The organism is Halocalculus aciditolerans (assembly GCF_014647475.1).
Classification (GTDB): Archaea; Halobacteriota; Halobacteria; order Halobacteriales; family Halobacteriaceae; genus Halocalculus; species Halocalculus aciditolerans.
Map to the genome: position 1 here is coordinate 147,281 of NZ_BMPG01000001.1, position 26,235 is coordinate 173,515.

The 26,235-nt window shown below is 70.4% G+C and carries 19 protein-coding genes; 12 read left to right on the plus strand and 7 right to left on the minus strand.

Going from position 1 to position 26,235, the window contains the following annotated elements:
- Positions 1-3: 3 nt before the first annotated feature.
- On the plus strand, positions 4-1,131 hold the full coding sequence (locus IEY26_RS00755; RefSeq protein WP_188974843.1) for a Gfo/Idh/MocA family protein: 1,128 nt from the start codon (positions 4-6) through the stop codon (positions 1,129-1,131).
- Positions 1,132-1,149: 18 nt separating this feature from the next.
- On the opposite strand, the gene IEY26_RS00760 is transcribed toward IEY26_RS00755, so the two are convergent.
- Positions 1,150-2,889: an excinuclease ABC subunit C gene (locus tag IEY26_RS00760; protein WP_188974845.1), complete on the minus strand. Its 1,740-nt coding sequence runs from the start codon at positions 2,887-2,889 to the stop codon at positions 1,150-1,152.
- 92 nt (positions 2,890-2,981) lie between these two features.
- Between IEY26_RS00760 and IEY26_RS00765 the strand changes: the two genes are divergently transcribed.
- The 3 genes from IEY26_RS00765 (at position 2,982) to IEY26_RS00775 (ending at position 5,171) form a co-directional block, all read left to right on the plus strand.
- On the plus strand, positions 2,982-3,260 hold the full coding sequence (locus IEY26_RS00765) for a hypothetical protein (RefSeq protein ID WP_188974847.1): 279 nt from the start codon (positions 2,982-2,984) through the stop codon (positions 3,258-3,260).
- A 148-nt stretch (positions 3,261-3,408) separates the two neighbouring features.
- Entirely contained in the window at positions 3,409-4,392 is a 984-nt protein-coding gene (locus IEY26_RS00770) for an ABC transporter ATP-binding protein (RefSeq protein WP_188974849.1), read from the plus strand.
- Entirely contained in the window at positions 4,389-5,171 is a 783-nt protein-coding gene (locus IEY26_RS00775; RefSeq protein WP_188974851.1) for an ABC transporter permease subunit, read from the plus strand. The genes IEY26_RS00770 and IEY26_RS00775 overlap by 4 nt, the downstream gene beginning before the upstream one ends.
- A gap of 263 nt (positions 5,172-5,434) precedes the next feature.
- On the opposite strand, the gene ligA is transcribed toward IEY26_RS00775, so the two are convergent.
- The 3 genes from ligA to IEY26_RS00790 all read right to left on the minus strand — a co-directional run bounded on the left by ligA (position 5,435) and on the right by IEY26_RS00790 (position 9,884).
- On the minus strand, positions 5,435-7,603 hold the full coding sequence (gene ligA / locus IEY26_RS00780) for an NAD-dependent DNA ligase LigA (RefSeq protein ID WP_188974853.1): 2,169 nt from the start codon (positions 7,601-7,603) through the stop codon (positions 5,435-5,437).
- A gap of 80 nt (positions 7,604-7,683) precedes the next feature.
- The gene (locus IEY26_RS00785; RefSeq protein ID WP_188974856.1) at positions 7,684-9,075 is read right to left on the minus strand and encodes a cytochrome P450; all 1,392 of its coding nucleotides are present in this window, start codon (positions 9,073-9,075) and stop codon (positions 7,684-7,686) included.
- A 44-nt stretch (positions 9,076-9,119) separates the two neighbouring features.
- Positions 9,120-9,884 (minus strand): helix-turn-helix domain-containing protein, encoded by a 765-nt coding sequence (locus tag IEY26_RS00790; RefSeq protein ID WP_229773875.1) that lies wholly within the window; start codon positions 9,882-9,884, stop codon positions 9,120-9,122.
- Positions 9,885-9,993: 109 nt separating this feature from the next.
- On the opposite strand from IEY26_RS00790, the gene IEY26_RS00795 reads away from it, so the two are divergent.
- The 3 genes from IEY26_RS00795 to IEY26_RS00805 all read left to right on the plus strand — a co-directional run bounded on the left by IEY26_RS00795 (position 9,994) and on the right by IEY26_RS00805 (position 13,516).
- Entirely contained in the window at positions 9,994-11,331 is a 1,338-nt protein-coding gene (locus IEY26_RS00795) for an O-acetylhomoserine aminocarboxypropyltransferase/cysteine synthase family protein (protein WP_188974860.1), read from the plus strand.
- A 57-nt stretch (positions 11,332-11,388) separates the two neighbouring features.
- Complete coding sequence (gene metX, locus IEY26_RS00800; RefSeq protein WP_188974862.1) at positions 11,389-12,522, plus strand: homoserine O-acetyltransferase MetX; 1,134 nt, start codon at positions 11,389-11,391, stop codon at positions 12,520-12,522.
- A 139-nt stretch (positions 12,523-12,661) separates the two neighbouring features.
- A complete protein-coding gene (locus IEY26_RS00805; protein WP_188974864.1) occupies positions 12,662-13,516 on the plus strand; it encodes a rhomboid family protein in 855 nt (284 codons plus the stop codon).
- On the opposite strand, the gene IEY26_RS00810 is transcribed toward IEY26_RS00805, so the two are convergent.
- Positions 13,497-14,042, minus strand: a complete 546-nt coding sequence (locus tag IEY26_RS00810; RefSeq protein WP_188974866.1) for a DUF7344 domain-containing protein — start codon at positions 14,040-14,042, stop codon at positions 13,497-13,499. The genes IEY26_RS00805 and IEY26_RS00810 overlap by 20 nt on opposite strands.
- Positions 14,043-14,205: 163 nt before the next feature.
- Between IEY26_RS00810 and IEY26_RS00815 the strand changes: the two genes are divergently transcribed.
- The 3 genes from IEY26_RS00815 to IEY26_RS00825 are packed head-to-tail and all read left to right on the plus strand — an operon-like array spanning position 14,206 to position 21,268.
- A complete protein-coding gene (locus IEY26_RS00815; RefSeq protein WP_188974868.1) occupies positions 14,206-18,696 on the plus strand; it encodes a right-handed parallel beta-helix repeat-containing protein in 4,491 nt (1,496 codons plus the stop codon).
- Between the two features lie 4 nt (positions 18,697-18,700).
- On the plus strand, positions 18,701-20,383 hold the full coding sequence (locus IEY26_RS00820) for a PKD domain-containing protein (RefSeq protein WP_188974870.1): 1,683 nt from the start codon (positions 18,701-18,703) through the stop codon (positions 20,381-20,383).
- Between the two features lie 51 nt (positions 20,384-20,434).
- Entirely contained in the window at positions 20,435-21,268 is an 834-nt protein-coding gene (locus IEY26_RS00825) for a hypothetical protein (protein ID WP_188974872.1), read from the plus strand.
- A gap of 4 nt (positions 21,269-21,272) precedes the next feature.
- On the opposite strand, the gene serB is transcribed toward IEY26_RS00825, so the two are convergent.
- Complete coding sequence (gene serB / locus IEY26_RS00830) at positions 21,273-21,920, minus strand: phosphoserine phosphatase SerB (protein WP_188974874.1); 648 nt, start codon at positions 21,918-21,920, stop codon at positions 21,273-21,275.
- Between the two features lie 193 nt (positions 21,921-22,113).
- Between serB and serA the strand changes: the two genes are divergently transcribed.
- On the plus strand, positions 22,114-23,694 hold the full coding sequence (gene serA, locus IEY26_RS00835; protein ID WP_188974876.1) for a phosphoglycerate dehydrogenase: 1,581 nt from the start codon (positions 22,114-22,116) through the stop codon (positions 23,692-23,694).
- A gap of 39 nt (positions 23,695-23,733) precedes the next feature.
- Here the strand turns inward: serA and IEY26_RS00840 are convergent, their stop codons facing one another.
- Entirely contained in the window at positions 23,734-24,885 is a 1,152-nt protein-coding gene (locus IEY26_RS00840; protein WP_188974878.1) for an MFS transporter, read from the minus strand.
- Positions 24,886-25,039: 154 nt separating this feature from the next.
- On the opposite strand from IEY26_RS00840, the gene IEY26_RS00845 reads away from it, so the two are divergent.
- Positions 25,040-26,221, plus strand: a complete 1,182-nt coding sequence (locus tag IEY26_RS00845) for an MFS transporter (protein WP_188974880.1) — start codon at positions 25,040-25,042, stop codon at positions 26,219-26,221.
- Positions 26,222-26,235 lie beyond the last annotated feature (14 nt).

The following is a 26,235-nucleotide window of genomic DNA, read 5'->3' on the forward strand; positions in this document are numbered from 1 at the left end:
GGTATGGAACCCGTCTCCACCGACTCGGCGGGCGCACTCGACGTCGCCTTCCTCGGCTACGGCTTCATGGGGAAGGCGCACGCGAACGCGCTCGCCCGCCTCCCGATGTTCTTCCCGGACGCGCCCGCGACGAACCGCCACACGCTCGTCGGCCGCGACGAGGCCGCGCTCGCCGACGCCGCCGCCCGCCTCGGCTTCGACCACGTCGCGACCGACTGGCGCGAGGTCGTCGCCGACGTCGACGTCTTCTACAACCTCGGCCCGAACCACCTCCACGTCGACCCGACCGTCGCCGCCCTCGAAGCGGGAACGCACGTCCTCTGCGAGAAGCCGCTCGCGCCCACTATCGAGGGCGCAGCGCGCGTCGCCGACGCGGCCGCCGCCTCGGACGCGGTCGCCGGCACGGCGTTCAACTACCGCTTCCTCCCCGCCATCCAGTACGCGAAACGCCTCCTCGACGCCGGCGAACTCGGCGATATTCGACAGGTCAAAGGGAGCTACCGGCAGGACTGGCTCGCGGACGCGGACGCGCCGTGGTCGTGGCGGCTCGACGCGGACCTCGCGGGGAGCGGCGCGCTCGGCGACCTCGGCGCGCACACCGTCGACCTCGTCCAGTACCTCGTCGACGACGTCGTCGCCGTCTCCGGGAACCTCACCACGTTCGTCGACGAGCGCGAGACGCCCGCGGGCGAGACGAAGCCCGTCACGGTCGACGACGCATACTCGGCGCAGGCCGAACTCGCGAACGGCGCGACCGCGACCCTCGACGCCTCCCGGGTCGCCGCCGGCCACGAGAACGACCACGCCATCGAGATTCACGGCACCGAGGGCAGCCTCCGCTTCCGCATGGAGCGACTGAACGAACTCGACGTGAAACGCCCCGGGAGCCGCGGCTACGAGACCGTGCTCGTCACGGGCGACGACGACCCCTACGGCGACCACTGGTGGCCGCCCGGCCACGTCCTCGGCTGGGAGCACACCTTCATCCACGAGAACGACGCCTTCCTCCGCGCCGTCGCGGGCGACGAGCCCTTCCGGCCGAGCGCCGCGGACGGCCTCGACGTCCAGCGCGTCCTCGCCGCCATCGAGGACTCGGACGCCCGCCGCGCGTGGGTGGACGTCGACCGCTGAACCGGCCCGCTGGGCGGGTCAGAGGCGACCGGCGATGGTTTCTGCCGTCTCCTCGCCGACGCCCGTCACGCTCCGGAGTTCCTCCACGCTCGCCGCCCGCACGTTCTCCACGCTCCCGAACCGCCGCAGGAGGCGCTTCCTGAGTTCCGGGCCGACGCCGTCGACGTCGTCGAGCGCCGTCGACACCTCGTCGCGGAGCGTCTGGTGGTACTGCACGGCGAACCGGTGGGCTTCGTCGCGCACGCGCTGGAGCACGTGAAGCTCCGGGGCGTCGCTCGCCCAGTCGTACTCGCTCGCCGCCGTCACCACGGTCTCCTCCTGCTTCGCCAGGCCGACCGCGGGAACGTCCCATCCCACCCCGTCCAGTGCTTCTTGCGCCGCCGTCAGCTGGCCGCGCCCGCCGTCGATGAGCAGGAGGTCGGGGTCCGGACGGTCGTCCTCGCCGGAGACGGCGCGCTCCGCGCGCCACCGCAGCAGCCGCTTCATGTTCGCGTAATCGTCGTTCTCCTCCCCGAGCTTCTTCCGCCGGTAGTCGGATTTCTCCGGGGTGCCTTCGACGAACGTCACGTCGCTCCCCACCACGGCCTTCCCCTGCGCGTGACTCACGTCGAACCCCTCGATGCGCGTCGGCCGGCGGTCGAGGCCGAGCGCGTCCCGGAGCGCGCCGAGCTCGTCCCGACTCCCCGCCCGCCGGTGCGCGTTCTTCAACGCCAAATCCACGAGCTTCGCCTCTCTCCCCGCGCCCGGCACCCGCACGGCGACGCCTTCGGCTTCGAGCCAGTTCGCGAGGTCCGCGTCCCCCGGGTCCTCCGGCAGCAGCAGCGCGTCCGGCAGGTCGCGCTCCGCGTAGTACTGCGGGACGAACGCCGCGAGCACGGCCGCGACGCGCTCCTCGCCCTCGGGCGCGGCGAGCCGGTGCTGGTCGCGCTCCACCAACTGCCCGCCCTCGCTGTGCAGGCGCGCGACTACCGCCGCGTCGCCCTCGATAGCGACACCGAGCACGTCCACGTGCCGCTCGTGACTCCCACCCGAGACCGCCTCCCCGCCGCCGCCGTGGAACGCCCGCACCGCTTCGAGCCGGTCACGGAAGTTCGCCGCCCGCTCGAACTCCTCGCGCTCTGCCGCCGCCGCCATCCGCCGCTCCAGCGGATCCGCCAGCGCGCCCGTCTCCCCCTCGAAGAACCGCTTCACTGATTCGACGTCGTCGAGATACGCCTCCGCGCCGATTTCGCCCGTACACGGCGCGGTACAGAGCCCGATGTCGTGGTCGAGGCACGGCCGGTCGCGCCCCGAGAACTTGTGGTCCGAACACCCCCGGAGGCCGTACACCTCCCGCGCCGCCTTCACCACCGTCTCCACCCGCCCGAGGTCCGTGTACGGCCCGAACGCCGTCGCCCCGTCGTCGGGGTCTCGCGTCACCTCGATACGCGGGAAGTCGTGGCCCGTCAACTGCACGAGCGGATACGACTTATCGTCCCGCAGCCGCACGTTGTACCGCGGCTGATGGCGCTTGATGAGGTTCGCCTCGAGCAACAGGGCCTGCGTCTCCGTGTCCGTCACCGTGAAGTCGAGCGCCGCCGCGCGCTCGACCATCTGCCCGATACGCGCCGACCGCGGGTCCGCGTACGACCGCACCCGCGACCGCAGGTCCACCGCCTTCCCCACGTAGAGCGTCCGCCCCTCCCCGTCCAGGAACTGATAGACGCCGGGCTCTCTCGGTACCTCCCCGGCGCGCCCCCGCAACCCAGCCGCGTCCATTACCTCCTCTTACTCTCTCTGCGGCTTTCAACTCCGCGGAACCCGCGAACGCAACCCCGACACCTAACCCGCTCCCGCTCCACGCACCGCCTATGACCGACGACGACGAGAAGAACTCTGACACGCAGCAGGTCTGGCTCGTCCACCGCGAGTACACGCCCCGCGACCTCATCGTCCTCGAATACGCGACGCTCGACGGCGAACGATACGTCCGCAAGGAGAAGGCCGCGCGCGCCGCACAGTCCGGCGTCACCGCCGCTATCGACGTCCCCGACGACAAACTCGCACCCACCGACGACGCCGACGTCGACCGCTACCGCGACGAAGCCCGCCGGATGCAGGAGCAACACGACCCCGACGACGAAATCTGACGGCGACACGCTCTCCCGCCGCGGACGCGCGGACAGGTCGCTCACGAGCAACGAGCGACACGAGCCCGGTTCACGACGCCACGACCGGCCGATGCGCTCTAAGCACGAAGGCCGAAGCTCTTTACGCGAAGCCGCGGAACCCCTGTTCATGACCGCTATCGAACTCGACGGCGTCCGGAAGGAGTACGGGGACGTCGTCGCCCTCCAGGGTCTCGACCTCGAAGTCGACGAGGGCGAAGTCTTCGGCTTCTTGGGGCCGAACGGCGCGGGGAAGTCGACGACCATCAACGTCCTCCTCGACTTCGTCCGGCCGACCGACGGGTCGGCGACGGTGTTCGGGCTGGACGCACAAGCGGAGAGCGTCGCCGTCCGCGAGCGAACCGGCGTGCTCCCCGAGGGCTTCTCCACCTACGACCGCTTGACGGGCCGCCAACACGTCTCGTTCGCCGTGGAGTCGAAGGGCGCGGACGACGACCCGGACGCCCTCTTAGAGCGCGTCGGCCTCGGAGACGCCGGCGACCGGAAGGCCGGCGGCTACTCGAAGGGGATGCGTCAGCGCCTCGCGCTCGCGATGGCGCTCTCCGGCGACCCCGACCTCCTCGTCCTCGACGAGCCCTCCTCGGGGCTCGACCCCGCCGGCGCGAAGGAGATGCGGGACATCGTCCGCGCGGAAGCCGACTCGGGGACGACCGTCTTCTTCTCCAGCCACGTCCTCGGCCAGGTCGAAGCCATCTGCGACCGCGTCGGCATCCTCCAGGAGGGCGAAGTCGTCGCCGTCGACACCATCGAGAACCTCCGCGAGAGCGTCGCCGCCGACGCCGCCCTCCACGTCACCGGCGACATCCCCGACGCCGCGCTCGACGCCGCCCGCGCCGCGCCCGGCGTCACCGCCGCCACCCGAACCGACCACGGCGTCACCGTCTCCTGCGACGACGACACCAAAATCGACGCGCTCGTCGCGCTCCGCGACGCCGGCGCGACCGTCGCCTCCTTCCGCACCGAGGAAGCCAGCCTCGAAGACCTCTTCCTCACCCTCACCGAGAACGCCGACGACGCCGACGACGCCGACAGTGCTGACGGCGCTGCTGCCGCCGACGCGCCCGACGCGACCGCCGGAGGTGAGTCCGCATGAGCTGGGACGCCGTCGCCCGGAAGGATTACGCCGACGCCGTCCGCTCGAAGTGGGTCTGGGGCGTCGCCGTCTTCCTCACCCTCATCGTCACGCTCGTCGCCTACTTCGTCGGCGCTGACTCCTCCAATCAGGTCCTCAACCCCCTCCTCTCCTTCGTCGTCACCCCGCTCATCCCGCTCGTCTCACTCATCGTCGCCTACAGCGCCATCGTCGGCGAGCGCGAATCCGGGAGCCTCAAACTCCTCCTCTCCCTCCCGAACTCCCGCGCCGACGTCGTCGTCGGGAAGCTCGTCGGCCGCACCGCCGCCGTCGCCACCCCCATCGTCCTCGGCCTCCTCGTCCCCTTCCTCGCCTTCCTCATCGCCCCGACCAGACTCGACGCCCCCGCCTACGTCGGCTTCGTCGCCCTCACCGTCGTCCTCGCCACCGCCTACGTCTCCATCGCCGTCGGCGCGTCCGCCGCCGTCTCCTCCCGCATCCGCGCCATGGCGCTCGCCGTCGTCCTCTACTTCATCTTCGTCCCCCTCTGGAACGCCGTCCAACTCCCCCTCCGCTTCTACCTCCTCTTCAGCGGCGGGAACTTCCCCGTCGACCCCCAGCTCGTCTACCAGCTCCTCGGCACCCTCAACCCCGGCGGCGCGTACAAACAGCTCACCAACGCCGTCCTCGCCGGCGACTTCTCCGGGCAGTGGCTCCCGCTCTCCGCCGCCGTCCTCCTCGCCTGGATCATCGTCCCGCCCGCCCTCGGCCTCCTCGCGTTCGAACGCGCCGATCTCTAGAACCGACCTTTTACGCTGCGGCGCGCTTCGCGCGCCTCGGCAAAAGCTCGACCAAAAGCACTCCTCGCTCCCTGTGGTCGCTCGTCGGCCCGAGCGCTCCCGTTGGTCGCGCTCGGTGAACCGGCGACCCTCCGGGTCCTTCGGACCGCTCGGTCGCCGGATGCTCGCCAATCGCTCGTCCGACTGGCTATCGCTCCACTCACACCTCAATCTTGCTTCGCCGTGTTCGACACGTTGGCGGCGCGGTGGCCGCGCGGCGGCCGCTACGCCTCGACGTCGACGCCGCGCTCCTCCAGCAGGCCGAAGAACTCCCCTGGACTGAGGACGGGGATGCCCTCTTCGTCGGCGGCGTTCGTCTTCGACGCGCCGGGGTTTTCGCCGGCGACGAGGTAGTCAGTGTTTCCGGACACCGAGGAGGTGGCGTTGCCGCCGTGGGCTTCGACGAGGTCTTGGAGGTCGCCGCGCGTCCAGCCCTCGACGCTCCCGGTGAAGACGAACGTGAGGCCGTCGAGTTCCTCGCCGCCCTCGGTCTCGAAGGGCTCGGGGTCGACGCCGCGCTCGCGGAGGCGCGCGATGACCTCGCGGTTCCGCTCGTTCCCGAGGAACTCGGCGATGTGACCGGCGACGGTCGGGCCGACGCCGTCGACTTCCTGGAAGTCCTCTCGGTCGGCGTCGAGGATGCTGTCGAGGTCGCCGAAGTAGCGGGCGAGGTCGCGCGCGACCGTCGGGCCGACCTCGGGGATGCCGATAGCAGTGATAAACTCGTCGAGCGGTGGGCGTTTCGACGTTTCGAGTTCGTCGAGGAGGTTCCGCGCGCTCGTCTCGCCCCAGCCGTCGAGGTCGACGAGGTCGTCCATCGTGAGGTCGTAGAGGTCGGCGACGTCCCGTTCCACGAGGCCTTCGTCGACGAGGGTCTCCGCGGCCTCCTCGCCGAGCCCCTCGACGTCGAGGCCGTCGTCGCTCGCGAAGTACGTCACCGCGCGGACGAGCTGGGCGGGACACGAGATGCCGCCGGTGCAGTAGGCGATGGGGCCGTCGTACTCGGTGTCGCTCCCGCAGACCGGGCACGAGTCGGGCATCTCGTAGTATCCCTCGGCCCGTTTCTCGACGACTTCGTCGACGTAGGGGATGACGTCGCCCGCGCGCTCCACGCGGACTTCGTCGCCGACGCCGATGTCCTTCGCCGCGATCTCCTCCTGATTGTGGAGGCTCGCGCGCGAGACGGTCACGCCGCCGACTTCGACGGGTTCGAGGAGCGCGACGGGCGTGAGGCGACCCGTTCTCCCTACCTGCACGACGACGTCCTCGATGGTCGTCACCTCGGAGCGCGCGGGGAACTTGTGCGCGAACGCCCACCGGTAATGCCGCGACGTCGTCCCCAACTCCTCGCAGGCCTCGCGGTCGTTCACCTTGAAGACGGTGCCGTCGATCTCGTAGTTCAAGTCCTCGCGCGCGTCCAGCAGGTCGTCGCGGAACGCGATGGCGTCCTCGACGTCGTCGACGAGCGCGTACCACTCTTCTTCTACTGGCTTCAGCCCCCAGTCGGCGAACTGCTCGTGCTCGTCGTGATGCGTTTCGAGGCCCGATAGCTCCCGTGCGCCGCGGCTCGCCGTCGCCTCGCTCGCGTCGTCCGCGGACTCCTCTCCCGGGCCGTTCCACGCCCCGAGGACGTCGTAGAAGAAGCAGTCGAGCGGGCGCTCCGCCGTCACCGAGGGGTCGAGTTGACGGAGGCTCCCCGCAGCGGCGTTCCGCGGGTTCGCGAACGGCTCGTCGCCTCGCTCGACGAGTTCGGCGTTGTGCTCTTGGAAGGCGTCCCGCGGCATGTAGACCTCGCCGCGCACCGCGAGGAAGTCGGGGTGGTCGCCCCGGAGGACTTCGGGGATGGATTCGATGGTTCGGACGTTCTCCGTCACGTCCTCGCCGACGTCGCCGTTCCCGCGGGTCGCCGCGCGAACGTACTCGCCGTCCTCGTAGACCACCTCGACCGACAGCCCGTCGAACTTCGGCTCACACGTGTACTCGACGTCGCCGACTTCCCGGCGAACGCGCGCGTCGAACTCCCGGACGTCGTCCGCCTCGACGCTCGCGTCGATGGAGAGCATCGGCGCGACGTGCTCCACCTCGCCCAGCTCCTCGACGGGCTCGCCGCCAACTCGCCGGGTCGGCGAGTTCTCCGTCTCCAGGTCGAACGCGTCCTCCAAGGCTTCGAGGCGCTCGAAGAGCCGGTCGTACGCCCGGTCGTCGATGACTGGGTCGTTGCGGACGTAGTACCGGTAGTCGTGGAACCGAATCGCCTCCCGTAACGCCGCGGCTTGCTCGCGCGCCGCCGCTTCGCTCAGGTCGTCGACGGCCGTGAAGTCGAGGGACGGCTCCGCGATATAGGGGTTGTCATCGCGCACCTCGTCCGCGCCCTCGACGTCCGATTCGCTCATACGCAGTGGTCTCTCGCCATCCCCTTTAGTCTCGCTTCACGGCCGCGTGAGCGAGGATTCGGCGGTCGCGTCACCTCTCCCTATCGTCGTTCGACGCGCATCTCGACCGCCCCGTCCGGGCGGAGAGTGATGGAGGGCGCGAAGGAGAGGTCGTGCTGGGGGCGCGTCCGCCAGTCGCGGGCGATGGTGGCGAGCGCGAGGCGCGCCTCCAGGAGGGCGAAGCGGTCGCCGATACAGCGCCGCGGCCCGCCGCCGAACGGGAAGTACGCGTAGCTCGGGAGGTTCCGTTTGAAGTCGTCCGTCCAGCGGTCCGGGCGGAAGTCCCAGGGGTCGTCGTAGTAGCGGTCGTCGTGGTGGAGCACCCACTGCTGGACGCCGACCGTCGCGCCTTCCGGGATGCGGTAGCCGCCGATTTCGTCCGGCTCGCTGGCTTCGCGGAGGAGCTGCCAGACGGGCGGATAGAGCCGCATCCCCTCCGTGACGGCGCGGTCGGTGTAGTCGAGCGCGTCGAGGTCGCCGAACCCGGGTGCGCCGTCGAGGCCGTCGACTTCGGCGTGCAGGAGGTCTTCCTGCGTGGGGTTCTCGCCGAGCGCGTGGAGCGTGTAGGTGAGCGCGAGCGCCGTCGTCTCGTGGCCGGCGAGCAGGATGGTGACGATTTCGTCTCGAATCTGCTCGTCCGAGAGGCCGTCGCCGTCCGGCCCGTCCGCCCGCAGCAGGAGACTCACCACGTCGTCAGAACGCGATGCGTTCTGACTGGCAGACGGATCGCTGCGCGATTCGTCGACGTCATCTGTCCCCCGTGGTTCGCCGTTCCGGTAGTCGTGGACGATGCGGTCGACGACGTCGTTCAGGTCGTCGAGCGCGCGTTCGAACCGCCGGTTTTCCTTCGTCGGTATCCAGTCCGGCACGGAGATGGGGCGGCGGAGGTTGTTCGAGGAGTGGTCCATCACGGCCGCCAGCGCGTCCCCGATGGCTTCCTCTTCTTCGCGGATGTCGACGTCGAACAGCGTCTTCGCCGCGATTTCGACGGTGAGCTGCATCATCTCCTCGTGGACGTCGATGACGTCGCCGTCCGTCCAGTCGTCGAGCATCCGCTCGGTGTAGGCGACCATCGTGTCCGCGTAGGACTGAATCATCCGCGGGTGGAAGGCGGGCTGCATGGTGTGGCGCTGCTCGCGCCAGAACTCGCCTTCGCTGGTGAGGAGGCCGTTCCCGAGCGTCGGCCGGAGGGAGTTGTTGAAGACCTCGCCTTTCTCGTAGGCCTGGTTGTTGTGGACGAGGACGTGCTCGACGAGGTCGGGGTCGGAGACCTGGTAGATGGGTTCGCCGCCGAGTTCGTAGTAGGCGACGGGACCGTAGTCGGCGGCGGCGTCCTCGATGAAGGTGAGCGGGTCGTCGGCGAACTGGAGGGTGTTCCCGACGAACGGCCGGCCGTCGGGGCCGGGCGGCGTCTCGCGGGCCTGCTGTGACATACCCGTCTCTTGGCCCGGTGAGCGAGTGTGGTTTCCGCCGGCGTTTACCGGTCGTTTAAGAGCGCGCGGAAGACGGTGGCCTCGGCCTTCCGGAGGTGTTCGGACGCCGTCGACGGCGCGCAGTCGGCTTCGGCGGCGACGTCCTCGATAGTCGCGCGCCGCGGCGTGGCGTAGTAGCCGACGGCGACGGCGGCCGCGGCGACCTCGCGTTGTCGGGCGGTGAGCCGGTCGAGCGGCCCGCCCTCGGGCGTGTAGCCGCCGAGGTGTTCGACGGTGACGGTCTCGCGGACGCGCGCGGGAAGCGCGTCCGCGGCGGCGTGGATGCCGGCGGCCGTTCCGACGACGTCGACGGTGACGGCGTCCGCGCCGAGGTCCACCGGCGTGTCCAAGAGGAGGCCGTGCTCGGAGAGCAGGGAGAGGAGTTCGGTGATGGTCGCGTCGGGTTCGACACGGACGTACGCGTAGCCACCAGTACGAGCCGACGCGTCAGCGGGCGAGGTACCAGTACGAGCCGGTTCGGCGGGCGAGTCGGGACCGTCGGTGTCGGCGTCGTCGTTCGGGTGTCGCCGGTCGGTCGCTCGGACGGGTTCGCCGCCGGCGGTGACGACGTCGGCGGTTCGGATGGCGTCGTCGGCTGCGAGGGCGGCGGCGACGGCGTGGGGGTCGCCGTCGAAGGCGCAGAGCTCGACGACGGCGTCGTCGTGGAGGTGGAGGGCGAGGAGGCGGCCGCGGGTGCGGGCGGTGCGGAGCGCGGCGTGCGTGCGGCCGAACGCCTCCTCGGCGGCGATGCGGAGCGTGAGGCGTTTCACGGGCGGCCTACGGTATGCGTTCCTATGAGCGGCGGGGGTCGCGGCCCGCTCCAGCGAGTATTGCCGTAACTGCTGGTTATAGATTCGTGGAGAAATATAACTAGAGCATATGACCGACGAGGACGCTCGCGGGTTCGACACGGACGCCATCCACGCCGGGTACGGCGGCGACCCCGCCTCCGGCGCGCCCGTGCCGCCCATCCACCAGACCACCTCCTACGCCTTCGAGGACGCCGACGACGCCGCCGCCCGCTACGCCCTCGAGAGCGACGAGAACATCTACTCCCGCATCAGCAACCCCACGGTGAAAGCCTTAGAGGACCGACTCGCCGCGCTCTCGAACGCCGCGGGCGCGGTCGCCACCGCGAGCGGGATGGCCGCGTTCGACGCCGCGACCTTCGTGCTCGCCGCCGCCGGCGACAACGTCGTCTCCGCGGAGAGCATCTACGGCGGCACCCGCGCCTACCTCTCGCACAACGCCAGTCGCCGCGGTATCGAGGCGCGCTTCGTCGACACTCTCGACCTCGACGCGTACCGGGAGGCCATCGACGAGGACACCGCGTTCGTCCACCTCGAAACAATCGGCAACCCGAGCCTCGTCGTCCCCGACATCGAGGCCGTCGCCGACGTGGCGCACGAGCACGGCGTCCCGCTCGTCGTCGACAACACCTTTGCGACTCCCGCGCTCTGCCGCCCCCTGGAGCACGGCGCGGACGTCGTCTGGCACTCCACGACCAAGTGGCTCCACGGCTCCGGCACCACGCTCGGCGGCGTCCTCCTCGACGGGGGCGACTTCGACTGGGACGGCTACGCGGAGATCTCCGAGCCGAACCCCGCCTACCACGGGATGGTGCTCGGCGAGCGCTTCCCCGACGCGCCGTTCGCCGCCGCCGTCCGCCACCGCGCGACGCGGAGCCTCGGAAACGCCCAGAAACCCTTCGACGCCTGGCAGACCATCCAGGGCCTCGAAACCCTCCCGCTCCGCATCGACCGTCACTGCGAGAACGCCCGCATCGTCGCGGACTACCTCGACGACCACGACGACGTCGCCTGGGTCAACTATCCCGGCCTCGACGACCACGCGACCCACGGGAACGCCGAGCGATACCTCGACGGCGGCTACGGCGGCATGGTCTCCTTCGGTCTGGAAGGCGTTCGCGGGAGCGACGCCCCCGCGAGCGAGGAGGAAGGCTCGGCTTCCGACAGTGGGTTCGACGCCGGCCGCCGCCTCTGCGAATCCGCCGACCTCGCGTCCTTCCTCGCGAACGTCGGCGACGCGAAGACGCTCGTCATCCACCCCGCGTCGACCACTCACGCCCAGCTCAGCGAGGAGGAACAGCTCGCCGCGGGCGTCCCCCGCGACCTCGTCCGACTCTCCGTCGGTATCGAAGACCCCGAAGACATCCTCGCCGACCTCGACCGCGCCATCGCGGAGGCCACACGATGACGCGCGATACAGCGAGGGGGTGGACGCGATGACCCGCGTTACGGCGGGGTGGCGGCGATGAACCACGACACCGTCACCGTCGAGGGGTTCCGCTTCGAGCACGGCGGCGAACTCGACCTCGACGTCGCCTACGCCGAATGGGGGTCCCGCGAGGACCCGACCGTCCTCGTCTGCCACGCGCTCACCGGCAGCCAGTACGTCACCGGCCGCGCGCCCGACGGAGTTTCCGGGCAGGCCGCCGGCTGGTGGGACGCCGTCGTCGGCCCCGGGAACGCCATCGACACTCGCCGGTTCCACGTCGTCTGCGCGAACGTTCCTGGGTCTTGCTACGGGACTACCGGTCCCGCGAGCACGGACGAGAACGGCGACCGCTACGGCCTCGACTTCCCCCGCGTCACCGTCGGCGACTGGACGCGCTCGCAGGCCGCCGTCCTCGACCACCTCGGCGTCGACACCCTCCACGCCGTCGTCGGCGGGAGCGTCGGCGGCATGAACGCCGTCGACTGGGCGAAACGCTACCCCGAGCGCGTCGAACGCGTCGTCGGCGTCGCCACCGCCGCCCGCCTCGACGCCCAGTGCCTCGCCCTCAACACCGTCGCCCGACGCGCGATTACGGGCGACCCCGACTTCCAGGACGGCGACTACTACGGCGACGCCTCCCCGACTCACGGCCTCGCGCAGGCCCGCCGCGTCGGCCACGTCATGTACCTCTCCAAGGACTCGATGCGCGACCGCTTCGGCCGCCGCACCGCCACCCGCAGCAGCCCCGACGAACACGACGAACCCGTCTACCGCGAGGTCGCCTCCTACCTCGACTACAACGCCGAGCGCTTCACCGAGCGCTTCGACGCCAACGCCTACCTCCGCCTCCTCGACGCCATGGACGACTACGACCTCGCCAGCGGCTTTCCCACGACCGCCGACGCCCTCGCCGGCTTCGACGGCGACGCCCTCCTCCTCTCCATCCGCGGCGACTGGCACTTCACCGTCGAGGACTCCGAGCACCTCGCCGACGCCTTCGACGACGCCGGCGTCCCGACGACGCACCGCGTCCTCGACTCCGACTACGGCCACGACGCCTTCCTCGTCGAACCCGACCGCGTCTCACCGCCCGTCCGCGCCTTCCTCCGCGACGACGACACCGAACCCGACTACCCCCGCGTCTGCACCGGCCTCATCTCCGCGCCCTGACGCCCACGTGACTCCTCGCTCGTCTTCTGCCCGCGCGCCGCTCTTACACGTCCCATTTGGCCACGGGGGTACTCACTCGCATACCACCGGCGAACGGAAACCACACATATTTCTTGTGGCCGTTCTTTGCGTGTGGCACATGGCAATCCGCGGTGAGCGCGTCGACGAGGACGTCGCACACGCGCCACAGGTCCCGCTCGACGGCCGGGACGCCGCGCTCCTCCTCGTCCCCCTTCTCGCGCTCACCGCTCTCTACTGCCTCCCGGACGCGCTCGTCCGCCCGCTCGCCCTCTCCCACCTCAACCCCGAACCGTGGTCGTTCTACACCGCGCACTTCGTCCACTTCTCCCGCGGCCACTTCCTCAACGACGCCGCCGCCTACCTCCTCCTCGCCCCCACCGCCTACCTCCTCTTCACGTGGGCCGACGACCGCGCGTTCTTCCGCCGCGCCTTCCTCACCGTCCTCCTCGCCTTCCCCGTCGCCCTCTCCGCCGTCGGCCTCGCCCTCCCCCGCCGCGTCGTCACCTACGGGTTCTCCGGGCTCGCGATGGCGCTCTTCGGCCTCGTCGGCGTCGCCGCCTTCCGCTACCTCGAAACCTGTCCCGGCGACATCGACCTCGGGCACGCCCCCGGCCTCTTCTTCGCCGCCACCACCGCCATCCCCCTCCTCGTCCTCCCGCACACGCCGACGGCGATGGCGCTCACCGCGGCGAGCGCGCTCCCCACCGCCTACTACACTCGCAGCACCGTCCGCGCCCTCCCCCGGGACGCCCGCCAGTCCATCGTCCACCGCCCCGGCGCGGCCGAACTCCCCGGGTTCGCCGCGTTCCTCGTCCTCGCCTCCCCCTTCGCCGCCTTCCCCCCGAACCCGTTCGCCGGCGCGGTCACTGTCGACATCTTCCTCCACTTCGTCGGATTCGCGCTCGGCTTCCTCGTACCCTACACCGCCCTCGTCACCCGCAAGTGCGCGCGACTCAGTCGCGAATCCGGTTGAGAATACTCGAACCCTGCGTGTACGTCTGATAGACCGCGGACGCGAGGATGACCGCGAAGATGCAGACCGCCCACAGCTCGGCGGCGAGGCGCGTGATGCCGACGACGTCGAGACTCGCCGCGGCGACGAGGAGGCTCCCGAGCACCGCGAGGCTTCCGTAGTACTCGCTCCACGCCAGCCCGTACTTCGGGACGACCTCCATGTAGACGTTCAGGTCGCCCGCGCGCTCCGCGAGCCGAATCTCGCCGTCCGTATCCTCCTCGACGACGTCCAGCGACTCCAGTTTGGGGATGTGCGTCTGCTGGAGGCTCACGTAGACGGACTGCCGGACGTCGCGCGGCGCGGGCGTCGCGCCCGACTCCCGGGACGCGATGCGCTCTGAGAGCTCGCGGAGCGTCACGCCCCCGCTCGCCTGGAGGATTTCGAGCGTCATCCGCCGTCGGTCGTTCCGCAGGACGTCGTGGATGTCGGACTGCTCCAGTCCCGTCCTCGACTCCTCGGCGTCGAGTGTCCCCAACCCACTCATCTGGTGATTACCTCGGTAGACTACCATTTCAACCTATCTGATTATTCCACTCGCGTTATCTCTCGTCGAGAGTAGTCAACGAGACGGCCAAAACCCATTTAACCACTCGTTTAACGTGAAAACGGGACGTTAAGTAAGCCCTTCTGACTCGTTGGCCGAGTCGATGCACCGACCATCGACACCGACGCGACGGACGACCGCCGTCCTGTTGAGCGCACTCGTCGTGCTCTCGACGTTCGGCATCGCCACCCCCGTCGCCGCCGACGCCGGCGGCGCGGGTAACGTCGCGTTCATCGGCGACACCGGATACAGTTCTGTCTCTGCCGCAATCGACGCCGCAGAGGCCGGAGATACAGTCGAAGTCGCGGACGGCAGCTACGACGGCGTCCGCATCACGAAGGACGTCACCCTTCAGCCGCACGGCGACTACCGGCCGACGCTCACGAGCGACGGCGCGGCCGTCGTCCAACTCGAAGGAAGTGCGGATGGCGCGACCGTCCGCGGGTTCGAACTCGCGGGGAGCGCGACGCTCGGCGTCGAAATCCGCGCGAACGACGTCACCGTCGAGAACAACCACATCACACTCGACGGCGGGAAGACCGGCGTCCAAGTGCAAGACGACGCTGACGCCGACACCGACACCGCGGCGATCGGCACCGAGATCATCGGGAACGAAATCACGCTCACTGACGCGCTCGTTGGCGTCTCCGTCAACGGCGACGACACCGTGAAGGGAAACACCATCACGGGCGCGAGCCTCGAAGGCATCGGCTTCACCGGACGTGCGAACACCATCCAATCGAACACGTTCGAGGAGCTTGGTGACACACCGAGCATTCAGCTCTACAACGACCCCGCCTCCGCCAACGGCGCGTCCGGCGAGGTCGCTATCGCTAACGCACTCCTCGCCGACAACCCCGACGCGAGCAGTGTCGCGGTCTACGACACCGACCGCACGTACACGGGCGCAATCGTCTCCGACGGGACGACGTACGGCTCGCTCCAGCAGGCCGTGAACGCGGTCCCCGAGGAAGCCACGGTCACGATTACGGAAACCGGGACCTACGGCGGCTTCCTGCTCAGCACGCCGGGTGTCACGGTCACGAACGCCTCCGACGTCACGGCGACTATCGACCCGTCGCTCGGCACGGCGACTGACAGCCGCGTCGTCGACGTGCGCGCGGCCGACGCGACGATTCACGGCCTCACCGTCAAAGCCGGCGGCTACGGGAACGGGATCTCCGTGACGGCCGACGGCGTCACCGTCTCGAACAACGTCGTCACCGGCGACGACGCCACGACCGGCGTTCAGACGCACACCGGCACGACCGGCGCGACCATCGAACACAACCACGTCGACACGGTCAACGTCGGCGTCTCCCTCATCGGCGAGGGCCACACGGTGACGAACAACGTCATCGCCGGCGTCGAAACCGAAGGCGTCGGCATCACGAACACCGGCCACAGCCTCACGGAGAACACGATTTCTACTGACGGCGTGCCCGGAATCGCCGTCTACAACGCCGTCCCCGCGACGCTGAACGAGGAAACGACGGCGAACGCGCAGGCCAAAGCGCTCCTCGACGCGAACGAGGTCGCCACGGTCGCGTTCAAGCAGGCCGGCGACACCTACGACGGCCGCATCGCCATCGACGGCACGTACTACCCGTCCGTTCAGGCCGCGCTCGACGCCGCCGAGGACGGCGACACCGTCGAACTCGCGCCCGGAGCGTACACGCTCGACTCCAGTCTCGAGATGGAGACGGCGGGCGTGACGCTCTCCGGCGCGGGCGAGGGCGAGACGACTATCGACGCGAGCGGTCTCGACCACTACGGCATCGACGTCCGCGAGAGCGTCACCATCGAGGACCTCACCGTCCTCGGCCCGAAAGCCGAGGAGGGCGACAGCAAGTGGGATAACTTCGGTATTCACGCCGGCAACGGCGAGGAGTACATCGACGTCACCGTCCGCGGCGTCACGGTCACGGGCTCCGCCCTCACCGAACTCGACCTCATCGGTGTCGAGGGCGCGACCGTCGAGGACGTCACGCTCGACGGCCGGGACACGGCCGGCTCCGGCCTCGGGCTCAGCGACGCGAAGAACGTCTCTGTCTCCGGCATCGAAGTGACCGGGAACCAGTGGGGCGGCATCGCCGTCATGACGAACGGGCAGTACGACCAGCCCGCGCTCACGAAGAACGTCTCCGTCTCCGGCGTCACGTTCTCCGGACCGGGCGCACCCATCTACCTCGACCCGAAGAAGGACAACGCACGCACGAACATCAAGGACCTCGACCTCGGACCGTACACGACGCAGGTCACCGCGAGCGACTACCGCGACGGTGACTTCGCGTGGTACTTCGCCGACACGCAGAACGCGTTCGACTTCTCGACCGCGCTCGTCTCCGACGACTTCGACGGCGAAGCGGTCCCGAACCACCCCGTCGTGAAGGACACCGAGAGCGGCGACTACCTCGTCACGCCCGGACTCAGCGTTCAGTCCGCCGTCGACGCGGCCGACGAGGGCGACACGGTCGACGTCCGTGCGGGCACGTACGACGAGCACGTCTCCGTCGACGTCGCGAACCTCAACCTCACGACGAGCGCGGACGCCACCATCACGCGGGGCGTCTCGCTCGCGGCCGACGGGGCGACGCTCGCCGGGTTCACGGTCGAGCCCTCGAACTTCCACGGCGTCAGCCAGCCCGTCGGCGTCTACGTCCCCGCCGACGCGGGCGACGTCACCGTGAAGAACACCGTCTTCTCGGGCCCCGGCGTCGAGACGACCGCACGCGGCCTCCTCTTCGCCACGAACGGCGAGGGCACCGCGACGGTCTCCGGGAACGAGTTCACGGAGTGGTCCTCGGCGGTGTACGCTCCCGTGCAGGAGCTCACCGTCACCGGGAACGACTTCCACGACAACGCGTTCGCGCTCGGCGGCCTCGAAGCCGGCACGCCGACCGTGACCGCGAACGCCTTCACGAACAACGTCGAGGCGGTCGGCATCGGTCAGGCGACCGGCGTCGACCTCACTGAGAACACCTTCGAGAACAACGACCGCCACGTCAGGGACTACTCCGAACAGCCCGTCGACGTCCGCGCGGTCGCCGAGACCAACGACTTCGACGGCTGGGCCGCCGTCGCCGTCGACGACTCGGTCCAGCAGACGCTCTACGGCGACCTTCAAGCCGCCGTGGACGAAGCGAGCGCCGGGAACGCCGTCATCGTCGGCGGCACGCACACCACCGACGTCACGCTCGACGAGTCGCTGACGCTCGCGGGCGTCGACGACGCGACCATCGAGGGGTCGGTCGGCTTCCAGAAGAACTCCTTCGTCGACGACGCGACCGTCACCGGCCTCACCTTCACGGGCGACGGCACGGCGATTAACGCGAACAGCGCGGGTGACGACCTCACCGTGACGCACAACGACTTCGAGGGCGTCGCGAACGCGATGATTCACGGCGGCGAGGACAGCGGCCAGGACCACGTCAAGACGGGGTGGACGGTCTCGGAGAACACCGTCACTGACGCGGGGACGGCCTTCCGCCTCTGGAACCTCGGCGACCTCACCGTGGCGCAGAACGACTTCGAGCGGCTGTCCGGCGCGGGGGTCTCCCTCGTCGCCGTCGACGGCGCGCTCGTCGCGAACAACACCGTGACGGACACGACGAAGTCCGGCGTCTACGTCGACGGGCCGTTCATGGACGCCTTCGACACGGAGACGCGGGACGTCACGGTCAAGCACAACGTCTTCGACGCGGCCGGCGACGCGGACACGGAGTACGCGCAGGCCGCAGTGAGCACGGGCGCGAACCTCGCCGAGCGCGGCGAGGTCGGCGTCCACGCGAACAGCTTCCTGAACACGGAGACGTACGCGGTCTACGCCGACACCGGCGAGGGCGCGAGCGGCGCGCTGGACGCGACGCTGAACTGGTTCGGGCAGGCGTCCGGCCCGACGGCCGAACAGGTCGCCGGACCGGTCTCCTACGACCCGTTCCTGACGAACACGCCGGAGAACGTCCCGGCGGACGTCGATGAGACCCAGCAGTTCGGTCACGACGTCGTGATTCCGGGCGACGGCGAGTTCCACTCCGTCGCCTTCCCGGCCGGCACCGAGCGGACGTTCGGTGAGGTCTTCGGGAACTTCGACGGCACGGTCTGGGCGTACGACGCCGAGAGCGGCGAGTGGGTGAACCCCGCCGCCGACGACCGTATCGACGCGCTCGACGCGGTGCTCGTGAAGTCTGACGACCGCGTCGAGGTCGACTTCGACTTCGCGGACGCGAACGGCGACGCGCCGGTCGCGCCCGCGGAAACCGACCTCCACGAGGGCTGGAACTTCGTCGGCGCGCCGATGACCGGCAGCGCGGAGTCGGCGTTCGCGGCGTCCACCGCGAGTCCCGCTCGCGTCGTCCAGGTCTACGCCGGCGCGACGAGCCTCCCGGACGGCTCCGGGACAGCGTTCGGCCAGTACACCTTCGGGAGCGCGGCCGACAGCCCGGCTGTCAGCGGCTACACGGGCTACTGGGTCTACGTGAACGAGAACGGCACGCTCGCGGCGAACGGCCACCCGGGCATGACCGCGAGCGACGACGACCCCGCGCTCTCCACGCAGCACGGCGCGTTCACGACGGCGGAGGCGTCGGTCTGAGCCGATGTCGGTCACCACACCCCGCGCGGCGCTCGTCGTCGCGCTCGTCGCCGTGGTCGTCGCCGGTCCGGTCGTCGGCACGGCGGCCGCGGCACCGCCGGAGCCGCCGGCGGCCTACCACGGGCAGGTCACCGTGAACGGCGACCCCGCGCCCGCGGGGCTGACGGTGGCCGCGCACTTCCACGGCGAGACGACGGACACGCTCGAAACGACGAGTGACGGCGCGTTCGGCGGGCCGGGCGCGTTCGACGGGAAGCTGAAGGTCCCCGGGAACGCCTCGACCGACGGCGATTCGGTGTCGTTCACGGTGAACGGCGTCGACGCCGACACCACGGTCTCGTGGTCGTCGGGCGCGAACGAGCAGGTCACGCTGAACGTCGAGGACTCGACCGCCCCCGACGCCGCGGTCTCGAACCCCGTCTCCGCGCCGGTTCCGGCGGGGACGACGGTGACGCTCGACGCGTCCGGCTCCACTGACGCGCTCGGCGTCGACGCCTACGCGTGGTCGCTCCCCGACGGCTCCACGGCCAGCGGGCCGACCGCCGCGTACACGTTCGAGGACGCCGGCGAACACACGGTGGCCGTGACGGTCACGGACATCGCCGGGAACACCGCGACCGCCGAGACGACCGTCACCGTCGAGGCCGCCGACACCGGCAACGATGGCGGCGGTTCGGGCGGGAGCGACGACGGGCCGTCGACGCAGCCCGACGACTCGACGACGAACGAATCCGCGGCGAACGAATCCGAGGCGTCCGCGGGCGACGTCTCGCTCGCGGTCGACGCGAACGAGACGACGATTTCGGTGACGAACGCGTCCGCGAACGCGGCGACGCGCATCGACATTCCGGAATCGAACGCGACCAGCACGGAGAACGCCTCGCTCACCGGGCTGAACGTCTCCACGACGACCGGCGCGAACGTCTCGCTCTCCGTCAGCGTCTCCGACCGCGCGCCCGCCGAGAACGGCTCGGCGGCCGACAGCGGCGGCGGGGACGCCCTCTCCTACATCTCCGTCGAGCACGACGTCCCCGACGAGGAAATCGGCACCGTCGACTTCCGGTTCACCGTCTCCGAATCCCGGATGGCGGACCGCGGGACGGACGCCGACCGCGTGGTCCTCTACCGGAACCACGACGACGCGTGGCAGCGCCTCGACACCCGACACGTCGGCACGGCGGACGGCACCGCGACCTTCGTCGCGACCAGCCCCGGTCTCTCCGTGTTCGCCGTGCGCTCCGGCCAACCCGACATCTCCGTGACTGACGCCGCGCTCGACGCGACGAACGTCACGGTCGGCGAGGCGGCGTCCGTCGCCGTCACCGTCACGAACGACGGGAGCGGCGCCGGGAACGCCACGCTCGCCCTCACCGCGAACGGCGACGCCGTCACCACGCGCACGGTGTCGGTCGACGCCGACGCGACGACGAACGTCACGCTCGCCTTCACGCCCGAGAGCGCCGGCGAGTACGACGTCGCCGTCAACGGTACGGACGCCGGGACGCTCACCGCGAGCGCGCCCGCCACGACAACGACCGAATCGCCGTCCACCGACGACGCCGGGAACGCCGTCGGCGGCGACGCCCCGCGCGAGCAGTCCGGCTTCGACCTCTCCACGGTCGCCGTCACCGCGCTCGTCGCCGTCCTCGTCGTCGGCCTCTTCGCGCTCGCCCGCCGGCGAGTCTGAGACGCGATTCGGCCACCACTACTTATTCGCTCTCCCGAGTAGCGGGAGGCGATGGACGACCGCCCGCACTCGTTTCTCACCGCCGTCCGCCGCCACACGCGGCCAGCGGACGCGCTCGCGCTCTCCGTCGTCCCACTCGTCCTCCTCGCCGTCTACGCCCTCCCCGCCGCGACGAAGGAACGCCTCGCGCTCTCCTACGCCGACCCCTCCGCGCTCTCCCTCTACACGATGCACTTCGTGCACTTCCGCCTCACACACCTCCTCACGAACCTCGTCAGCTACGCCATCGCCGCCTCCGTCGTCTTCCTCCTCTGCGCGCTCTCACGTCGCCGGAAGCGCTTCTACGCGACGCTCTGCGTCTTCCTCTTCGCCTTCCCGCTCGTCGTCTCCCTCCTGAACGTCGCGCTCGTCCGTCCCCGCCTCGGCTACGGCTTCTCCGGGCTCAACGTGGCCTTCTTCGGCTTCCTCCCCGTCGCCCTCCTCGGCTACGTCGGCGACCGCTTCACGACCGACGTCACGCTCGACCACGCCCCGCTCCTCTTCTTCCTCGGCGCGGGCACCATCGCCCTCTTCGCCGCCCCGAGGACGCTCCCCGGCTACACCGCCAGCAGCCTCGCCGGCGTCTCCTGTGCGCTCTACGGCCGCTCCCTCCTCGACGACCTCACCGAACTCTCCCTCGCGGGCTTCCGCCGCGCGCTCGACCCCGCCGGCTACCTCGAACTCGCCGCGTTCGCCCTCACCGTCTTCGTCCTCTTCCCCTTCGCCGCCTTCCCCAACGACGTCCTCCACGAGGGCGTGCTCGTCAACGTCTACGTTCACCTCCTCGGCTACTGCCTCGGCTACATCGCGCCGTGGGTGACGTTCCGGGTCGTCGACCTCGACTGACCCCCTACTCGCGGCCCGGGAGGACGCCGGCTTCCGCGAACACCATCGCGAGGCGGTCCATGCGGGAGACGACGACGTCGCAGTGCGGGCGCACCGCGTCCTTCGGCACGAACCCGACGGCGTGCCCGGCGACCTTGAGCATCGGGAGGTCGTTCGCGCCGTCACCGATAGCCCACGCGTCCGCGAGGTCCACGCCCTCGCGCTCGCAGAGCGCCTCCAGCGCGTCGTCCTTCGTCCCCTCGATGAGCGGGCCGTCCGCCTCCCCCGTCAGCGCGCCGTCCTCGACGAGCAGGCGGTTCGCCACGATCTCGTCCACCTCGACGCCCTCCTTCGCGAGCGCCGCCTCGACGCCGCGGTCGAACCCGCCGGTGAGGATGGCCGTCGTGTGGCCGGCGTCGTTCAGCGCGCCGATGAGGTCGGCCGCGCCCGTCCGGAGTTCGACCTCGTCGAACGCCGCCTGCGCGACGTCGTCGGAGAGCCCGTCCAGCATCGCGGCGCGCTCGTAGAGCGACTCCGCGTAGGAGAGTTCGCCGCGCATCGCGCGCGCCGTGATGTCGCCGATCTCCTCGGCGACGCCGTACTTCTCGCCGAGCAGGACGAGCATCTCCGAATCCGAGAGCGTACCGTCGAAGTCGAACGCGACCAGCGCCATTCTGTGTCGCCCTACGCGCGCCGTGGTTTCAAGGTTCGCGGTTCGCGCAACCCGCGGCCGCACGTCCGCGGCTACATCCGCCCACCGACCGCGAGATGTATGCGTATATATGGGTATGTTCGGGGTTCGGGCGGCCGTGACAATACGCGCCTCTGCGGGAAGGTTTATCCTCGCGGCCCGTCCCGAATGAAGTATGAAGGTACTCGTAACGGACCCCATCGCGGACGCGGGTCTCGCCGTCCTCCACGACGCCGGCTACACCGTCGTCGAGGCCTACGACGTCGAAGGTGACGCGCTCCTCGAAGCTGTCTCGGACGCGAACGCGCTCGTCGTCCGCTCCGGGACGCAGGTCACCGAAGCCGTGTTCGAAGCCGCCGACGACCTCCGCATCGTCGCGCGCGCCGGCATCGGCGTGGACAACATCGACATCGACGCCGCCACCGAACACGGCGTCATCGTCGCGAACGCGCCCGAAGGCAACGTCCGCGCCGCCGCCGAGCACACCGTCGCGATGGCGTTCGCCGCCGCGCGCTCCATCCCGCAAGCCCACGGCCGCCTCAAGCAGGGCGAGTGGGCGAAAGGCGACTTCGTCGGCCACGAAGTCAACGACAAGACGCTCGGCGTCGTCGGCCTCGGCCGCGTCGGCCAAGAAGTGGCAAAGCGCCTCGGCGCGCTCGGCATGGACCTCGTCGCCTACGACCCCTACATCGGCGAGGACCGCGCGAACCAGCTCGGTGCCGAACTCGTCGACTTAGACGACTGCATCGCCCGCGCCGACTTCCTCACCATCCACGTCCCCCTCACCCCCGAGACGGAGGGCCTCATCGGCGCGGAAGAGCTCGCCCAGCTCGAAGACGGCTACGTCGTGAACTGCGCGCGCGGCGGCGTCGTCGACGAATCCGCGCTCGCCGAAGCCGTCGAAGACGGCGTCGTCGCCGGCGCGGCCCTCGACGTCTTCGCCGACGAACCACTCCCCGAGAACTCGCCGCTCCTCGACGTCGACGACATCGTCGTCACCCCGCACCTCGGCGCGAGCACCACCGAGGCCCAGGAGCACGTCGCGACGACCACCGCCGACCAGGTCGTCGCCGCCTTCGAGGACGAACCCGTCCTCAACGCGCTCAACGCGCCGAGCGTCGACGCCGCCGCCTTCGACCGCATCCGCCCCTACGTCGACCTCGCCGAAACCGCAGGCAGAGTCGCCGCCCAGCTCTTCGACGGCCGCGTCGAACGCATCGAAATCGCCTACGCCGGCGACATCGCCGGCGAAGACGTCGACCTCGTCACCGCCAGCGCCCAACAGGGCGTCTTCGACCCGCTCGAGTGGCAGGTGAACGCCGTCAACGCCCCGCGCGTCGCCGAAGAACGCGGCATCGACGTCACCGAAACCAAGACCCGCGCCAGCGAGGACTTCCAGAGCCTCCTCACCGTCACCGTCGGCGGCGACGGCGAGGAGCTCAGCGTCTCCGGGACGCTCTTCGCCGGCGACGACCCCCGCCTCGTCTCCGTCGACGGCTACCGCGTCGACGCCATCCCCGCCGGCCACATGCTCGTCGCCCGCAACTACGACGAACCCGGCGTCATCGGCCTCATCGGGACCGTCCTCGGCGACCACGACGTCAACATCGCCGGCATGTTCAACGCCCGCGGCAAACACGGCGGCGAAGCCCTCACCGTGTATAACCTCGACGCCGCCGTCCCCGACGACGCCGTCGACGACCTCCTCGCCGACGACCGCATCATCTCCGTCACCGAAATCGAACTCGACGACTGACGCTCCGCACGCGTTTTCCGACCCGCTTTCGCTCTACTGCTACGCGACTCGTTCCGCCAGCAGGCCGAGCGCCGCGAGCGCCAGCACGGCCGCGAGCAGCGCGACGGCGACGCCCCAGCCGGCCTTCGCGGCGGTCGTGCCGACGACGACGCTCCCGAGCGAGCCGACGGCGAGGTAGCCCGTGCGGTACGCGCCGAAGCCGGCACCGCGCTCCCCGTCTTCGAGCGCGTTCAGCACGCGCGATTGGAGCGGCGCGCTCCACCCCATCGAGAGCCCGACGAGCGCGGCACCGACCGGGAGCGCGACCGCCGGGCCGCCGAGGAGCACGAGGAAGCCGGCGACGCCCGCCGTCATCGTCGCCGTCGCCGCGGCGTTCGCCGAGTAGCGGTCCGCGAGCCAGCCCGCGACCGGGCCGACCGCCGCCGCCGCGACGAACGTCACCGCGAACAGCGCGCCCGCCGTCCCGAGGCTCACCCCCCGGTAGGCGGCCAGGAACGTCGGTAGGAAGGAGAGGACGGCCTGCTCGACGAACTCGCCGCCGGCCGTCAGGACGGTCGTCCCCGCGACCTCCGGGCGGCGGAGCGCCTCGACCGCGCTCCAGACGCCCGCGCGAACCGAAGGCGTCGCACCCCCCGGAGCTGGCGTCGCGCCCACGACACCGACCGTTCCGACGACGCCGAGAACCGCGACCCCCGTGGCCGCCGCCGGGACCGCTCGCCAGCCCGCGACCGCCAGCAGTCCCGCGGCCGCGACCGGTGTCACCACGCCCGCGGCGCGACTCCCGAGCTTGTGCAGGCCGATGGGCGCGCCCACCGCGTCGAACGCCGACGCGAGCAGGCTCGCCCCCGCGTTGTAGTAGAGTCCCGCCGCGCCGCCGACCACCACGACTGCCGCGACGAACGCGACCGGCGACCCCGCGACCGCGACGAGCGCCGCCCCGACCGCCACCCCACCGAGCGCCAGCAGGACGGTCTGCCGCCCGCCCAGCCGGCCCGCGAGCAGGCCGCTCGGCAGCTGCGCCGCCGCGTACGCCAGCCACATCACCGTCAACGCCAGCCCCGCCGTCGCCGTCGACACGTGGAGGTCGTCGACGACCGCCGGCAGGACGGGGCTGAGCGCGAGCTGGCCGACGCGAACCGCGAAGTACGCGCCCGTGCACGCCGCCAACACTCGTCTCCCTGACTGGTTCACTCGGTAATCGTTCACGCCTGCGCTGAAAAATCTTCGCGTCTCTCGCGACGCCGTCACCCTCCAGCGTCGCGCCCGTAGAGCGCTCTACGGATAGTTCCGACCCCCGATTCCGCTTCCGCGCCCGTCAAGTCACTCCCCCGTCAACGACCGTTCAGTGACGGAATCCGCCCCCGCCGAACGCCTCTTCCGCGGCCACTCCGGCCGCCTCCTCCTCGTCGTCTCGCTCGGCTGGTTCGCCATCCAGACCGGCCGCCTCGTCGTCTCCCCGCTCCTCCCCGACATCCAGAACGCCCTCCGCATCACGAGCGCCGAAGCCGGGTTCGCGCTCACCGCGATGTGGGGGCTGTACGCGCTCGCCCAATACCCATCCGGGCGGCTCTCCGACCAGCTCAGCAGGAAGACGCTCCTCCTCACCGGCCTCGTCGCCATCCTCGTCGGCTTCCTCGCGCTCGCCGCCGCCCCCGTCTACGCGCTCTTCGTGCTCGCGGCCGCGGCGGTCGGCCTCGGCGCTGGCTGCTACCCGGTCGCCGCCCGCGCGCTCGTCTCCGACCTCTTCGTCGAGAAACGCGGCCGCGCGTTCGGCCTCCACTCCGGCGCGGGCGACCTCGGCGGCGTCGCCGCCGCCGGCCTCGCCACCCTCGTCCTCGCCTACGCCACGTGGCGCGCCGCCTTCCTCCCCATCGCCGCCGTCCTCGCCGTCGTCGTCGTCACCTACGCCCTCTGGAGCGCCGAATCCCTCACCGTCGCCCGCACCGACCTCGCCGTCGCCGCGACCGCGCGCCGCATCCTCGGCGACGCACAGCTCCGCTGGCTCCTCCTCACCTACGCCCTCTACGCCTTCACCTGGCAGTCCGCCGCCGGCTTCCTCCCCACCTACCTCCGCGCGAAGGACTTCTCCCCGCTCGTCGCGAACGCCGCCTTCGCCGTCCTCTTCGGCGTCGGCACCCTCGTCAAACCCGCCGCCGGAACCCTCTCCGACCGCGTCCCCCGCGACCACCTCACTCCCGTCACGCTCGCCCTCGCCGCCCTCTCACTCGCCGGAATCGTCCTCGCCCAGACCCCCATCGTCGCCGTCGCCGCCGTCGTCGCCTTCGCCGTCGGCCTCATGGCCTACCCGCCCATCATGCAGGCCTACCTCATGGACTCCTTCCCCGACGAATCTGCCGGTGGCGACCTCGGCGCGATGCGCACCGTCTACCTCGCCATCGGCGCGACCGGCCCCACCTTCGTCGGCGTCGTCCACACCCAGGCGAGCTACGACCTCGCCTTCGCCTGCCTCGTCGCCGCGCTCGCGACCGGCGCAGTCATCCTCGTCGCCCTCGCCCGGAAACAGTAGAGAAAGACGCGTCT

Excerpts from the sequence above, each read along its gene's own strand:
- IEY26_RS00755 (WP_188974843.1), top strand. The coding sequence starts at position 4 with ATGGAACCCGTCTCCACCGACTCGGCGGGCGCACTCGACGTCGCCTTC.
- IEY26_RS00760 (WP_188974845.1), bottom strand. The coding sequence starts at position 2,889 with ATGGACGCGGCTGGGTTGCGGGGGCGCGCCGGGGAGGTACCGAGAGAG.
- IEY26_RS00765 (WP_188974847.1), top strand. The coding sequence starts at position 2,982 with ATGACCGACGACGACGAGAAGAACTCTGACACGCAGCAGGTCTGGCTC.
- IEY26_RS00770 (WP_188974849.1), top strand. The coding sequence starts at position 3,409 with ATGACCGCTATCGAACTCGACGGCGTCCGGAAGGAGTACGGGGACGTC.
- IEY26_RS00775 (WP_188974851.1), top strand. The coding sequence starts at position 4,389 with ATGAGCTGGGACGCCGTCGCCCGGAAGGATTACGCCGACGCCGTCCGC.
- ligA (WP_188974853.1), bottom strand. The coding sequence starts at position 7,603 with ATGAGCGAATCGGACGTCGAGGGCGCGGACGAGGTGCGCGATGACAAC.
- IEY26_RS00785 (WP_188974856.1), bottom strand. The coding sequence starts at position 9,075 with ATGTCACAGCAGGCCCGCGAGACGCCGCCCGGCCCCGACGGCCGGCCG.
- IEY26_RS00795 (WP_188974860.1), top strand. The coding sequence starts at position 9,994 with ATGACCGACGAGGACGCTCGCGGGTTCGACACGGACGCCATCCACGCC.
- metX (WP_188974862.1), top strand. The coding sequence starts at position 11,389 with ATGAACCACGACACCGTCACCGTCGAGGGGTTCCGCTTCGAGCACGGC.
- IEY26_RS00805 (WP_188974864.1), top strand. The coding sequence starts at position 12,662 with ATGGCAATCCGCGGTGAGCGCGTCGACGAGGACGTCGCACACGCGCCA.
- IEY26_RS00810 (WP_188974866.1), bottom strand. The coding sequence starts at position 14,042 with ATGAGTGGGTTGGGGACACTCGACGCCGAGGAGTCGAGGACGGGACTG.
- IEY26_RS00815 (WP_188974868.1), top strand. The coding sequence starts at position 14,206 with ATGCACCGACCATCGACACCGACGCGACGGACGACCGCCGTCCTGTTG.
- IEY26_RS00820 (WP_188974870.1), top strand. The coding sequence starts at position 18,701 with ATGTCGGTCACCACACCCCGCGCGGCGCTCGTCGTCGCGCTCGTCGCC.
- IEY26_RS00825 (WP_188974872.1), top strand. The coding sequence starts at position 20,435 with ATGGACGACCGCCCGCACTCGTTTCTCACCGCCGTCCGCCGCCACACG.
- serB (WP_188974874.1), bottom strand. The coding sequence starts at position 21,920 with ATGGCGCTGGTCGCGTTCGACTTCGACGGTACGCTCTCGGATTCGGAG.
- serA (WP_188974876.1), top strand. The coding sequence starts at position 22,114 with ATGAAGGTACTCGTAACGGACCCCATCGCGGACGCGGGTCTCGCCGTC.